The sequence below is a fragment of the Rivularia sp. UHCC 0363 genome (assembly GCF_034931125.1).
In the GTDB taxonomy this organism is placed as follows: Bacteria; Cyanobacteriota; Cyanobacteriia; order Cyanobacteriales; family Nostocaceae; genus Rivularia.
Genome location: NZ_JAYGHM010000015.1, coordinates 39,398 through 52,637, shown reverse-complemented (window position 1 = coordinate 52,637; position 13,240 = coordinate 39,398). Strand labels below are relative to the sequence as shown.

The 13,240-nt window shown below is 47.3% G+C and carries 13 protein-coding genes and 1 pseudogene; all 14 read right to left on the bottom strand.

Annotated features, from left to right (window positions below; all coding sequences use genetic code 11):
* Positions 1-95 precede the first annotated feature (95 nt).
* Positions 96-950, bottom strand: coding sequence for an SDR family oxidoreductase (locus tag VB797_RS10840; RefSeq protein ID WP_323237685.1), 855 nt, complete (start codon positions 948-950; stop codon positions 96-98).
* A gap of 119 nt (positions 951-1,069) precedes the next feature.
* Positions 1,070-1,723 carry a GOLPH3/VPS74 family protein gene (locus tag VB797_RS10835; RefSeq protein ID WP_323237684.1) on the bottom strand — a complete coding sequence of 218 codons (654 nt, stop codon included), beginning with the start codon at positions 1,721-1,723 and terminating at the stop codon, positions 1,070-1,072.
* Between the two features lie 74 nt (positions 1,724-1,797).
* The gene (locus tag VB797_RS10830) at positions 1,798-2,532 is read right to left on the bottom strand and encodes a CPBP family intramembrane glutamic endopeptidase (protein WP_323237683.1); all 735 of its coding nucleotides are present in this window, start codon (positions 2,530-2,532) and stop codon (positions 1,798-1,800) included.
* Positions 2,533-2,746: 214 nt separating this feature from the next.
* On the bottom strand, positions 2,747-3,481 hold the full coding sequence (locus VB797_RS10825; RefSeq protein ID WP_323237682.1) for an SDR family oxidoreductase: 735 nt from the start codon (positions 3,479-3,481) through the stop codon (positions 2,747-2,749).
* 93 nt (positions 3,482-3,574) lie between these two features.
* On the bottom strand, positions 3,575-4,294 hold the full coding sequence (locus tag VB797_RS10820) for a nuclear transport factor 2 family protein (protein WP_323237681.1): 720 nt from the start codon (positions 4,292-4,294) through the stop codon (positions 3,575-3,577).
* A 166-nt stretch (positions 4,295-4,460) separates the two neighbouring features.
* Positions 4,461-5,489, bottom strand: coding sequence for an AraC family transcriptional regulator (locus VB797_RS10815; protein ID WP_323237680.1), 1,029 nt, complete (start codon positions 5,487-5,489; stop codon positions 4,461-4,463).
* Between the two features lie 25 nt (positions 5,490-5,514).
* Positions 5,515-7,107 carry a GMC family oxidoreductase gene (locus VB797_RS10810; protein ID WP_416350856.1) on the bottom strand — a complete coding sequence of 531 codons (1,593 nt, stop codon included), beginning with the start codon at positions 7,105-7,107 and terminating at the stop codon, positions 5,515-5,517.
* On the bottom strand, positions 7,076-7,753 hold the full coding sequence (locus tag VB797_RS10805; protein ID WP_323237679.1) for a hypothetical protein: 678 nt from the start codon (positions 7,751-7,753) through the stop codon (positions 7,076-7,078). Before VB797_RS10805 ends, VB797_RS10810 begins: the two co-directional genes overlap by 32 nt.
* A gap of 402 nt (positions 7,754-8,155) precedes the next feature.
* Positions 8,156-8,374 (bottom strand): hypothetical protein, encoded by a 219-nt coding sequence (locus tag VB797_RS10800; RefSeq protein ID WP_323237678.1) that lies wholly within the window; start codon positions 8,372-8,374, stop codon positions 8,156-8,158.
* Positions 8,375-8,443: 69 nt separating this feature from the next.
* On the bottom strand, positions 8,444-8,716 hold the full coding sequence (locus tag VB797_RS10795) for a hypothetical protein (protein WP_323237677.1): 273 nt from the start codon (positions 8,714-8,716) through the stop codon (positions 8,444-8,446).
* Between the two features lie 133 nt (positions 8,717-8,849).
* Positions 8,850-9,407, bottom strand: coding sequence for a DsbA family protein (locus VB797_RS10790; protein ID WP_323237676.1), 558 nt, complete (start codon positions 9,405-9,407; stop codon positions 8,850-8,852).
* A gap of 253 nt (positions 9,408-9,660) precedes the next feature.
* Positions 9,661-10,035 (bottom strand): peptidoglycan-binding domain-containing protein, encoded by a 375-nt coding sequence (locus VB797_RS10785; protein WP_323237675.1) that lies wholly within the window; start codon positions 10,033-10,035, stop codon positions 9,661-9,663.
* A 184-nt stretch (positions 10,036-10,219) separates the two neighbouring features.
* Positions 10,220-10,849 (bottom strand): response regulator transcription factor, encoded by a 630-nt coding sequence (locus VB797_RS10780; RefSeq protein ID WP_323237674.1) that lies wholly within the window; start codon positions 10,847-10,849, stop codon positions 10,220-10,222.
* 7 nt (positions 10,850-10,856) lie between these two features.
* Positions 10,857-13,157 (bottom strand): annotated as a pseudogene (locus tag VB797_RS10775) (PAS domain S-box protein); the annotation flags it as partial.
* Positions 13,158-13,240: the final 83 nt, after the last annotated feature.

Here is a 13,240-nt window from a genome sequence, read left to right as displayed (position 1 = left end):
TTTCATCTGCAAGAACAGTCCACGCACGTTAACTTACAATTCCAGAAATCTGCCTTGGGCTAAAGTTGCACTTGTCGATCGTTCAATTTTGGAAGTCAGCTAAATGCCGTTGCATAATCGCGAGCAAAGTCCTTAAACTGACGCGGCGCTTTGCCAGTCGCATCTGCTATCCCTGAAGCGATCGCTGCTGCTTCATTGCGCCGATAGTGGGCGTAATCTTCAATGAGTCCGTCCGCTTGCCAGATCGGGAAGCCAACACCGAGCAACGCATCCCGCATCGCTTCAGATGAAATATCGACGAAAGTAATCTGACGACCCAGCACGGCGGAGAGATATTCTGCCATCTCGGTATGTGTTAGCGCCTGCGAACCCGTGAGATCGTAAATCTTTCCTTCATGCCCAGCTTCGGTTAGAGCAGCTACAGCAACGTCAGCAATGTCGCGGACATCTACTACGCTCACCTTCGCATCACCGATCGCAGCGTACAAGGCGTTTTGCTCAACGATCGACGATCGGAAGTTTAACAAGCCCTGCATAAACAGATTGGGGCGCACAAACGTATACGCCATCTGGGTTGCTTGGATCGCCGCTTCGACTGCCGCATGGTAGCGCAAAAAACGCACGGGTGAGTCAGCATCGGCGGCAAACTGCGACAGTTTAACAATGTGCTTGACACCGCTTTGTTTCGCTGCTTCAACAAACGCGAGTTGCTGTGCTTCGGCGCGTTCTGTTGAGTTAGTAACAAGGAAGGCTCGATCGACCCCTGTTAAGGCAGAGGGCAGTGTTTCAGGGCGATCAAAATCAGCCTCGACCATTTCGATGCCTAGATTTGCAATTGCCTTGGCTCGATTGCGATCGCGCACCATCGCACGAGCTTGAACGTTTTGCTCGGCGAGACGCTTAAGTATTTCCAGACCGTTATTTCCAGTTGCGCCAGTTACTAGGATCATTTGAATCTCCTGATTAGATTTTGAGCATTCCTCTGCTCCAACACGCCGGACAATTCTGAGAGGAGAGCAAAGCTTTCAAAAATTGTCCAAACTATTGTTCTATACAATCCCTAACGATTTCATCTGACATTGACTGCGCCCAAAATCGTGGTTGCTTGAATGATGAAAATTGCCATTGAAACTGCTTTGCCGACTAACTCCCCTGCTGAGATCGCTTTAATTCGCGATCGCGCTTCGGGACGTTCTTCAGGTCTGAACACCGCATCGGTCAGGTGAGAGGCTTGCATCAAACTAATCAAGGCTACCATGCGAGAATTCAGTCCAATGCCTTCTAACACGGCTGCACGAACTTGCTGGACAATCTCGCGCTGAATCGATTCATCGGTGAGAAAATATCGCCGCGTTGGGAATAAACCCAGAATGCGTTGCTCTTGTCGTTGCAAAACACCTAAATTGACTAAGTTCTGCAACACAATCGGCTGAAACCATCTGTATCTTCGTCTCCAACGAGTCACCCAGAACCTTGCAGTTTGAGGACGAGACGATGCCAGAACCTCATTGAGGCGTTGATCTAAGAATTCATCGCCTGTGTTGCCTGCGATCGCACCGATCACCCGATTGTCGTTGTCGATCTCAAGTTTGTCTCGTAGGATTAAGTCTAGTAACAAAGAACCGACCAAGCCATATTCGAGCGCCGCGTAGAAAGAGAAGCGAGTTTTCCCAGTTTCGGGATTGAGTGCAAGAAGGATTAAGTCCTGTGAAAGATATTGCATGATAAATTCCTGATTGAAGTATGCTGTGGTTCCTTAAGGGGGCAGTGCTAGCCCTACGATATCTATTCCAAAACTTAAGCCAACCTTGCCAGTAAACCGTTAAGCACAAAGGCAAAAGCATGAAAGCTGATATGGGCTAACATTGCAGCCTCTAGCGAATATTGCCAAAACAGCCAGCCAAACGCAGTCCCCGCAATCCCGTTCAGTAACAACGCTCGAATAATCACAACTGGAGTGAGGGGAACGATCGCAGCAGTCGCTGGCAGGTGTAGTAGTCCAAATACCAACGCGGCTAGAACGATCGCACCCTGGTAAATCCCTTGACTTGGCAACGTAACACCTTGTTTTAGCCCTTTCCATGCGATCCAAACAAGCAGCGACATTAAACCCCAGCGCATCAAAATTTCCTCAGTGATGCCGCCATAGAACATTGCTGTGAGCAAATTCAACCAACTTGACTCTTTATTATTGGCTGCCTGTAGCGCTTCAGGTAGGGCAGGTTGCATCAACCGATCAAGCAACAAGACAACGATCACCCCTGCTGCACCCACACCCAAGCTCCACTTCATCTCAACGGCAAAAGATGGAGATTTAGCGATGTGAAACACCCAATGATCAATTAAATGGGAGCTTAATCCAACACGATAGGCACAACCAATTCCGATCAGAATGCTGATTGCTAGTAGAGTTGAATACTGTAGTCCTTGCAGCAGCATTAAAATCCACAATGGCGGCACTTTTTCCAGTATTTCTGGAGACAGTTTTGCTAACCTTTGCTCGACTAAAGGAATAGACGTGATCGTGAACATCACAATTCCCACACTGCCTAATACAAATAAAATCGCGAATTGTTTCAGAATTGCCATTGGTTTAATCTCCAGATGCTCTGTCCTATTAGCTCATACCAGCAACTACCAAATTCTCTTAGCGCCTCTATAATCATCAACAGTGGTGCTTCTAGATTTTGTATTCTTTCGTACACACACTGATAAAGAATGTAGGCGTTTTCTCGACTTCTGAGATTTAGCTCATTTGTCCAATCGGTCGAACAATGATTTCATTCACATCCACCTCTGCGGGTTGCGCGATCGCAAAGGCAATCGCACGCGCGATCGCATCTGCTGGAATTACTGCCTCACGAAATCCCTCTACCCATTCCGCCGCTTCAGCATCCGTGATCGTGCTGGCAAGTTCAGTTTCCGTCACTCCAGGCGAAATCACTGTAACCCGGATGTTTGTCGATTCCTGCCGCAATCCTTCGGAAATCGCCCAAACTGCAAACTTAGTGGCGCAGTACACGGCTGCGGTTGGATAGACGTTGTGCCCGCCGATCGAGGATAGATTAACAAACTGCCCCGATCGTTGCTGCTTAAAGAGGGGTAGCGCAGCAGCAATGCCGTGAAGTACACCGCGAATGTTCACATCAATCATGCGGTTCCATTCATCGATCTTCAGCACCTCTAGCCTGGAGAGCGGCATCAAGCCTGCATTGTTCACCACAACATCAAGGCGACCAAATTTATCTTGGGCAAAATCGACAAAGGCTTGCATATCTTCGAGGTTGGTGACATCAAGGGTACGGTATTCTGCTTCGCCACCTGTAGAGCGAATTTCGGCAGCGATCGCTTCGAGTCGATCGGTGCGTCGCGCCCCTAACATAACCCGTAAACCCTGATGAGCCAGCAGTCTAGCAGTTGCTTCACCAATACCGCTACTCGCTCCAGTAATCGCAATAACTTTGTTCTCAACAGTTGACATGGTGATTGTTCCTTGTAGGTGATTAAAGCTGATTGGCAGTTAGGCTGCTTTTAGGATGTCTGCCTGTACGTTTGTTGACTAGGGCAACCCGTACTAGCTTCTCGGTGAAACTCTTGTCCATAAGTCGTTGAACACTTGCATATCCAGAAAGGCGATCACTTCGACTGCTTTACCGTCCTGCATTCTGAAATACCAGGTGTAGGTGTTCCGATAAGGTCTGCCGTCCCAAGCGATCGCCTCTCCATCCCACAGGGCAATGACCATGTCGCCATCTGCCCAGATGCCGCGTACAGTTGGTCTAATTGGGGTCGATAATCGAGCACTGGTTGGCTTAATGACCTGATCAATTAACGCTTGCTTGCGATAGGTACCCGCAGTTGTGCCAGTACCCGTAATCGTCCAGTTTGCTTCTGAAGCAAGCAGGTCGAAGAAGTTGCCAGTTCCATTTTGCCAGCGATCAAAATACTGCTGGACAATTTCTTTATTGCGCTGTTCGATCGCCTGAGTCTTCTGTGCGTCTGCTCGATTTGGCTGAGTTGCCTGAGCCAAATTTACAAGTGCTGGAAACAGATCGAGGGCAGGCGGCTTATTGAATGCGGTCGAGTCATTACTTAGCTCAAACGCAGCCGTATTCGACTGAAAACCTGCCTCCTCCGTGCGAGCTTGTGTCATCGCCGGAATAGCTAGCAGCCCAATCAGTCCTGTGCTAATGAAAACCTGACCTAAATAACGCATCATTTCAATCTCCTGAAATTTTCGTGCAATTCGAGTCATCGTTGCTTTAGTGTTGAAAGGCCCATCTTTCTCGGTCAAAATATAGCCGCCGTGATAGAGCACATTGCAGGAGCAAGATCTAATCGCCGAACCGCAGCTAGAGAAGGTTGTATTTGAATAGTTTCATCCTATAAGCACGAATCAGGAGTTTGAATACACAAACCTTGCAGATGTTTGCCTGATCCTCTCAAAAGATGCACAGCATTCAGGATATCCGTAGCCGTTCCATATCTCGAATGGGCGGTGCACCAAACATGCGGGAATATTCGCGGCTGAAGTGCGACGGACTCTCATACCCAACTCGATAAGCCGCTTGAGTGGCATCGATCGCCTCGGCAAGCATCATCTGTCGGGCAGTTAACAGTCGTAATTGCTTTTGATATTGCAGCGGACTCATGGATGTGACAGCTTTGAAGTGACGATGGAATGATGCAGCCGACATATTCGCCTGCTCTGCTAGCTCCTCAACCCGCAGCGACTTTGTAAAATCAGCTTTAATCTGTTTAATCACATCAGCAATGCGCTGCATACTACTGCCAGCGGTCGCAATCTGACGCACCACTTCACCTTGTTGGTCTGTGAGCAAACGGTAATAGATTTCGCGAATCATCAACGGTGCTAAAAATGAGATGTCCTGTGGTGTATCTAACAGCTTTGTTAACCGGATAACGCAATCGATCAAAGATGGCGCGGCATCGCTGACACACCAGCCTCTAACAGGGCTTTCGTTCTGACTGATACCCAGCTTTGTTTGAGCAATAATCTCACAGAGTTGTCCTGGGTCTAGCTTCAGCTTTAAGCCGAGATAGGGCTGATCAGGGGTTGCTTCTACCATACAAGCACTCAGCGGCATATCCACCGAAAGAATCAGATACTGAGCAATCCCATACTGAAACGTTTCCTCATTGAGTGATACTTTTTTTTGACCCTGCACCACAATGGCGAATAGGGGTTCGCTAACTTCCTGGATAGTGATGGAAGAGTTGCTTTGTCGGACAAAGACTAAAGGAGCGATCGCGGTTGGATGATAACCCTCTCCCCTGCCATTAGTATGCTGATCGGCTAATGCCGCCAGCTCTGCACATTTGGCGACTGCCACGGACTGCTGCGCTGATAAAGTCTCTTTACCAGAAGAAATGCTGATCGTGTTTCTGTGATCGAGTGTCTTGATAGCCATGCGTGATTCCTGACGAATGCCACGTTTCTCTATGATAAGCAGATTTTCCTGATTCACATCTTGCTAGGTGAGGCTTTCACCATCATTGAGGCAATTTTGTTCCAACTTTTATCAAATCGGCAGCCTTTTCTCCAATCATAATTGCCGATGCATTTGTGTTTCCTGCGATCATAGTTGGCATAATCGATGCATCAACAACTCGTAACCCTTCAATCCCCCGTACCTTGAGTTGAGGATCGACAACCGCCATTCGATCAATACCCATTTTGCACGTTCCAACAGGATGCCATCCCGTACCGCACGTTTGCCGAATATAATCTTCGATTGCTTTGTCGCTATGCACGGAACTCCCTGGAGCAATTTCCTCGCCCCGAAACTCATTCAACGCATCGGAGTATACAATCTGACGCAAAATTTTAAGTCCTTCAACCATCAGTTGCATATCAGATTCCTTCTGAAGATAGTTGACCCGAATCAACGGTGGGTCAAAGGGGGAGGAGGAACGTAGTGTTACACTACCACGACTTTCGGGACGGGTGATGTAAAAGGTAATGGTGAATGCCGGACCTGCACGTGCATAAGCAGGATCGACATATAAAATCGGAACAATTGTAAATTGCAAATTAGGCGCCGCATCTAAATTATTGTTAGTATGCAGAAACAACCCAGCTTCTCCGCCATTACTACTCGGCGCCGGGGACACTTCCTGAGTAGACTGGTAGGCAATAACAGCAAGTGGGTGATCTTGAAGATTCTGGCCGACACCCGGCAAATCAACAACCACAGGAATGCCTAATGCCCGCAGATGTTCAGCAGGTCCAATTCCAGAAAGCATGAGCAGCTTAGGAGAATCGAAGGCACCAGCACTCAAAATCACTTCGGAGTTGACCCTAACTTGATACTCCGTTCCGTTTTGAAAATACACTACCCCTACCGCGCGCTTTCCCTCAAAGAGTAAACGAGTCACCAATGCTCCTGTTTGAATAGTCAAGTTGGGGCGATCTTTAATCGGACGCAGAAATGCCACTGCTGTACTTTGGCGCTTGCCATCTTTCACGGTCACTTGGTAAAGTCCTGCACCTTCCTGCTGTACGCCATTAAAGTCGGTATTTTGCTCATAGCCCTGTGCGATCGCGGCTTCCACAAAGCGTTGCGACACTTTTGCAGGAGAGAGTGGATCTGTGATGCTAAGTGGTCCATCAACCCCGTGAAATAACGATGCTCCCCGCTGCTGGTTTTCCGATTTCTTGAAGTAAGGCAAGACATCCTGATAACTCCAACCAATATTACCTAATGCTTGCCAGCTATTGTAGTCACGTTCATTGCCTCGTATATAAACCATGCCATTAATCGAACTGCTGCCGCCCAAGACTTTACCGCGTGAAGAGAAAATTTTGCGGTTATTTAAGTAAGGTTCCCCTTCAGTGAAGTATGCCCAGTCCACTTCCGAGCCTAAGAGTGTAGTAGGCCACAAGTTCGGAACTTGAAGTTCTGGCTTGGTATCAGGACCACCCGCTTCAAGCAGCAATACTTTAGTATTAGGGTCTTCTGTAAGACGGTTGGCAACAACGCAGCCTGCTGAACCAGCACCAATCACAATATAATCAAAAATTGCTTGCATTGGTGTATTAAGACTTGATATTTCACCCGCACTGTGATGGTATGTAGTTGTCATGATTTCTCCTTTTGAGGTCATTGTTCACTGAGTCGCGTGAAGCGAAGCTATCCCGTAGGGAATCGTTGGCACGATCGATCAGTGCATTTGAGGGCAAGCTCGGATCGACTGCCTTACGCGCACTTTCAACGCCTACAACGGGTAACGTACTAGGATCGAGCAAGCCGATTTGAACCAATACGCTCGCCTGATCCCAGTAGATGTGTTCGTGGGCTAGCTTGTCGCCACGGAACTGAACGATCGCTACCAATGCCACTTCAACCCGTTTAAGAGTCGGAGCAATGCCAGGTAGCATCCAGTCCATTCGGATGGTATGAGTGAACTTAACCAGCATTTCATCGACAAGCCGATCGGTTCCAATCGTGCGCGAGATTGGGATTAGCTCTATGTCTGGCGGTATTTGTGGAATGCCGTATTTGGAATAAAACTCGCGCAGTGCTGGTTTCCCTACTCCCCCGGTCATTACCGGAATGTCATTAACATAAGCATCCTCAACCATCGTGGCAAGAGCATCTTCAACGTTGTGAGTGCCAAACTCGTGTCGCAGATGCTCATCCCAAAGTTCTTGCAAAAACTCTTGGGCGGGTGTCAGGCTAGGGGTTGCTTGTAAATTTGCTTGTTCGTCTACAGTTTGCTGTTTGACCATGATTAGATTCTCCTAGTTTTATCTATTCCAAGTGTATTGAGTTCCAATACTTGACTTCTTTCAGATTTTTCCAGTGCTTTGCAGCTTTTGCCCTGCTGCCTTCTGACACTTTTCAACAGTGCATCCACACTTGTTTACTGCGCGGTTGCAGCACGATTGATGAGCTTGGCAACAGCATCTGCATGGGAAACCATCACAACATGGGACGCGCCATTCACAACAACGGTCTCCTTTGAGTTAGCGCGGTTCGCCATGAAAGACAGTGCCGCTGGAGGAATGTTCAAGTCGCGATCGCCATAAATAAACCAGGACGGAGTAGATTGTTCATCGTGCGATCTCCATTTGAATTTGGGTAGTGCTTTCCTTATGTTTCAACGAGCATTAACTGAAAAGCTGAAATTACTACATTGGAGGATTTTGACTAGAGTGCTTCCTAGTTGTTGACTCCAGATAATCAGTGTTATCAACTTGTACCGAATAGGTTTGTTTCAGCAACTCAGCAACTTCTTGCGCGATCGCAATCAGTGCATGATTGATTGGAAAGTCACTAGGAGAATCAGCTTGAGTTGTAACTTTAAAATGCTCAGGAAAATTCTCATTGCGTAATCGTAAGTGTGTCATAGAACTATCCTCAATGAGATAACGAAGGTTCTGGTTCAGAGAAATACCCAATCCAGCAGTAAATAAAGTTCAGCTTCTCCTACAAGCTTGTTGCATTAAAAGACGGTTGTTTTTATAGACCTCTAATGTTCCAGCCTGCGGATCATCTAACGTCCCATCCCAGATCCAATATTCATAGTTGCCATTTCCAAATTTGTACACTCGAACGCCTTCTGTCGCTTGGCTGGTTCCTTTATCCAAACTTAAATTACCGTTAGGACTAATGGCACGATAAAGCAGTTCACCAGACCTATAGTTTCGCCAAATGTTAATGTTGTAACTACCCTGGCATTGAGTACTCAAGATGAGGGCGCCTGTAGAATCAGCAGCGGCGGGAAAGGAGAAATAACCTAAGATACAAATAGGCAGAGCGAAGAATAATACAGCTCTTTTGAGAAGTGTGTTCATTGTTTTGTGTAAAAGTTATGAAAAGAACTTAATGACTTGCAACAACAATGGCTGCCATCAACTCTGTCATTCTCCAACGTCCGGTATATCGAATGTTATTGATAAATAGCGCTGGAGCGTCGGTCACTCCGCTGCGTATTCCACTTTCGATATCTTGATTAATGCGATCGAGATGCACTTGTTTAGACAACTCTTTAAGAAACTGAGGGATATCAAGCCCTAAATTGTTAGCGTACTCTACAAGATAACCATTTTCTAACTTCTGTTGATGGGCAAACAAAGTGTCGTGCATTGACCAAAACTGTCCTTGGGCAGCAGCGGCTTGGGCAGCTTGGGCAGCCCGTTGAGCTTGGGGATGAATCTGTGCTTGCAGAAAATGACGGAAGATAAAACATAAATAATCTTCTCCAAAAGCAGCACTAAGCTCTCGTTTGAGCGCTTTAATCAGCTTGTAAACCTCCGCACTTCTGAGGTCTTGATAGTCTCCATACATCACCAGCACGACCTTGGCACTTAGCACACCCTGCATCCAATCTTGGGTTGAAGGGGGTATAAGCAAGGAACTCTGGCTGCGATCATCATTCATTCTTCTACATCTGTATCAAGCCTAGTAGTTTGTCCCATAAATTATGATAGGTAAATAAACTTCTCATCTCTCTTTTTTTCTTTCCTCTGCGCTCTCTGCGCCTCTGCGGTTATAATTTAAACCATCAAAACTAATAGGACAGACCACCAGAACCCTGCCATGAAAGCTGAGAAAAACCGTATTGGATTTAGGCATTCCTAGCGTTAGCAATTTGAACCTGGGCTGAATAACTTTGAAATCGGTGATTGCTGGGTTAGCTTAGGTTCCGCCAGCGGCGAGCAAATTCCTCTAGATCCGATCTAGAAATCTGGGATTGCAACCAGTCAAACGCCTCTTTTTGATAAGAATATTTCGATGGCTCGTAGTAACTGGCTGCATCAGTCAGTTGAATGGGCGCATTGCCACCTCGACGAAGAGCTTGCCAAGTTTGAGTGCCGACGATGCCGTCTACAACAAGTCCATTCTGCTGTTGAAACCGAACCACTGCGGCGCGAGTTGCATCGCCAAAAATTCCATCGACTGTAATGTTGATTCCTTTCGCATTCAGCAATTGTTGTAGTTCAATAACAGCAGCACCGGAATCGCCTTGGCGTAGTGTTGGGTCTGTCACGATGGAAGTAGAGGTCATAAATTTATCTCCTGAGTGCATGACTATTTGCATAAATTCAATATAGAAAATTGCCTTGAGTCTGTCGTCTACAGTGAGTTAAATTTTTTACACTACAAATTGATAGAGTAACCATGCCATCGCAAAGTAGAAGGCTGACTATAACTTAAGTTAGAATCCGAATTCGATCAAGCGAAAGTACACCCTACAAACTCACAATGCCACGTTTAACCGCAACAATCACAGCTTGAGTACGATCGCTAACATCTAACTTATTCAAAATCCGATTCACATGAGATTTAACCGTACCTTCACCGATACTCAAAGCCGCCGCAATCTCCGCATTACTCATTCCCTGTGCCAGTGAGCGGAGTACTTCTAGTTCTCTTTCACTCAGTTCTGGATTGCTGAGGCGCTGTGCCAACTTTGCTCCCACATCAGGCGGAATATACTGCTGACCCCGATGAACGGTACGAATGGCATTCAGAAGCTCGTCAGGTTCGGTTTCTTTCAACAAGTAGCCTTTTGCGCCTGAGCGCAATCCCCGATAAATTTCTTCGTCACTATCATAGGTAGTTAGGACAATAATTCGAGCAGATTTAGCGATCGCACGAATGGCACCGATAGCTGCTACTCCTTCCACCTCCGGCATTCTCAGATCCATGAGCGTGACATCGGGTTGGTGTTCCCGAAACAAGGCGATCGCTTGTTCCCCATTTTCTGCTTGGGCAATCACGTTCATATCTGGATCGCGGTTAATAATCGTAGCTAATCCTTGCCGAAAAATGGCATGATCGTCTGCGATCAGAACCCGAATTGTTGCGGCTTGGCTCATCGCGATGCTACTCCCGACTGACAATGACGATAATCTCTGTTCCTTGCCCGGGTTGGCTCCTAATCGTCAGTTGTGCGCCGATGCGCTCTGCCCGTTCGCTCATGCCGAGTAAGCCAAAACCCTCAGAGGAGGGAATACTTCCAACTCCAAAGCCCTGCCCATTGTCTTTCACGCCCAAGCAAACTCGATCGCGATCGTAGACTAGCTCGACTCGAATTTCGTCAGCATTGGCGTGTTTAATCGCATTGGTTAATGCTTCTTGCCCAATCCGCAGTAGGTTACTCTCAACCTCAGCGGGCAGAGAATACACTTCACCCTCGATCTCATAATATAAAGTAGTATCCAATGCGGCAGTTCTGGTTTGAGCGACGAGACGATGTAGGGCGCTCTGTAAACTGCCTTCCTCCAAAAGCTGAGGACGGAGGGCGACGACCGATCGCCGCGCTTCAGTCAGTCCACTTCGCGCTAATTCTTTGATCAGATCCAGGTGTGCCTCAGTTGCTTCTAAATCATCCGTTAGCACCTGATTTGCCGCTCCGACCTGAGCCAGAATGCCTGTAAACGCCTGAGCAAGGGTATCGTGAATTTCGCGTGCCATGCGGTTGCGTTCTTCTAAAATCGAGGCGGCTTCTGCCTGCTTTTGCGGTGTAATATCTCGCGCCAGCCAAATCACCTGCTCGTGCTGAATCGGGGCAATGCGCGCCGAAAACCAGACTTCTCGTCCAGCGATCCAATCGCTGTATTCAACAGTGAGGACTTGTTGAGTTCTCACCGCCTGCTGAATGTAATCCAGAAATTCATCAGCTTGTTCTTTGGCAAAAAGTTGATGCAGCGTTTTGCCAGTACACTCCTCTCCATAGGATGAAGTTCCTTTGATTGTGCAGAGCAATCGCCCTTGGGCATTGATGATACATAGCGGATCGGGAATGGCTGAAAACAGCGCCCGCAGTTCTGCTTCAGAGGCTTGCAATGCTGCTTCTGTCTGTTTACGATCGCTAATATCCGCAAGTACGCCTTCGATGTAGTCATCGCCTGCATTTAGATAAGAAGAGAAAAGCCCCCAAAACAGCGTCCCATTTCGTCTTCGCATCCGTGCTTCAAAGTTTCGCACTTCCCCATCTCGCTTCATCACCTCAATACCTCGTTGACGATCGCACGGGTTGACCCAATAGCCTATAGTGTGTTCAATTCCAATAATCTCTTGGGGTGAATCAAAACCAAACAGATCGGCAAAGCGTTGATTGGCATCGAGAATTAACCCATTACAGGTGCGGGTGCGGTAGATGCCCACTTGGGAGTTTTCAAAGATATTGCGGAACTTGGCTTCACTACGTTTTAATGCCTCTTCTGCTTGTTTACGCTGGGTGGTGTCGTTGCCCACCGATAAGATTTCAACCACCTCTCCCTGCTCATTGAAAATAGCTTGATTCGACCACTCCATCCAAACGCGCCGACCGTCTCGACACAGGTTTTCACCCTCGCCATGCGGGTACAATTGAGGATGACGAAGTAAATCGCGGACAAAGGGTTTCATATCGCGTCCAGAGGTTTCAATGTCTGGAAGGATGGTTTCAAATAAGCTCCGCCCTAAAATCTCATGTTCTTCATAGCCCAGGAGTTTTACCCCATAATCGTTGATGTAATGAATCCGTCCTTGCGGATCGTAGCGAATGATGACGGAATTCGCGGTTTGCAGCAGGTTGCGGTAGTTCGCTTCACTTTGTCTCAATGCGACTTCGGTTTGTTGACGTTCAGCAATCTCCTGCTGTAAGGCTTGAGTTTGCTCTTCCACCCTTCTTTCGAGTGTTTTGGCATAGTCTTCTAACTGCTCATACAGCCGAGCATTTTCTAGGGAAATCGCTGCCTGATCGATCAATAGTTCGAGAACTTGTAAGCGATCGCGCTTAAATACGCCAGTACTGAGACTGTTCTCCAAATAAAGGATGCCAATAAGCTGACTTTGATTGAGAATGGGCATGCAGAGGAGCGATCGCGTCTGTTGGGTTTGAATATAAGGATCGGTCAAAAAAGATGGTTCGCTAACTGCATCATCAAACACCAGAGTTTCTTGAGTGCGTTCTACCGAGTGAATGACGGAAACAGGAATGGTTGCACAGTCGGCAACAGCAAGCTTTTCTAGGTCACACTGTCTACTTCTGCTGCATTGAGCCACCACACTGAGTTGATCGCCTTCTAGAAGAATCAGAACACCTGTTTCGGCTCCTGCATTTTCGATCGCTGCCTGCATCAATCTGGCAATTAATCGAGCAAGACGGGTTGTTTTTGAGAGGGCTTGAGCCGCTTTCATTGAATTCTTCCCCAACGAAGGTTGGTTAGCCATCTCCCAAAGTATATCGCTTTTCAAACTCTAGAGAATTAATTTCCTGAGAG

Coding starts and splice junctions, on each gene's coding strand:
- VB797_RS10840 (WP_323237685.1), bottom strand. CDS start 950: ATGATCCTAGTAACTGGCGCAACTGGAAATAACGGTCTGGAAATACTT.
- VB797_RS10835 (WP_323237684.1), bottom strand. CDS start 1,723: ATGCAATATCTTTCACAGGACTTAATCCTTCTTGCACTCAATCCCGAA.
- VB797_RS10830 (WP_323237683.1), bottom strand. CDS start 2,532: ATGTTCACGATCACGTCTATTCCTTTAGTCGAGCAAAGGTTAGCAAAA.
- VB797_RS10825 (WP_323237682.1), bottom strand. CDS start 3,481: ATGTCAACTGTTGAGAACAAAGTTATTGCGATTACTGGAGCGAGTAGC.
- VB797_RS10810 (WP_416350856.1), bottom strand. CDS start 7,107: ATGACAACTACATACCATCACAGTGCGGGTGAAATATCAAGTCTTAAT.
- VB797_RS10805 (WP_323237679.1), bottom strand. CDS start 7,753: ATGGTCAAACAGCAAACTGTAGACGAACAAGCAAATTTACAAGCAACC.
- VB797_RS10800 (WP_323237678.1), bottom strand. CDS start 8,374: ATGACACACTTACGATTACGCAATGAGAATTTTCCTGAGCATTTTAAA.
- VB797_RS10790 (WP_323237676.1), bottom strand. CDS start 9,407: ATGAATGATGATCGCAGCCAGAGTTCCTTGCTTATACCCCCTTCAACC.
- VB797_RS10785 (WP_323237675.1), bottom strand. CDS start 10,035: ATGACCTCTACTTCCATCGTGACAGACCCAACACTACGCCAAGGCGAT.
- VB797_RS10780 (WP_323237674.1), bottom strand. CDS start 10,849: ATGAGCCAAGCCGCAACAATTCGGGTTCTGATCGCAGACGATCATGCC.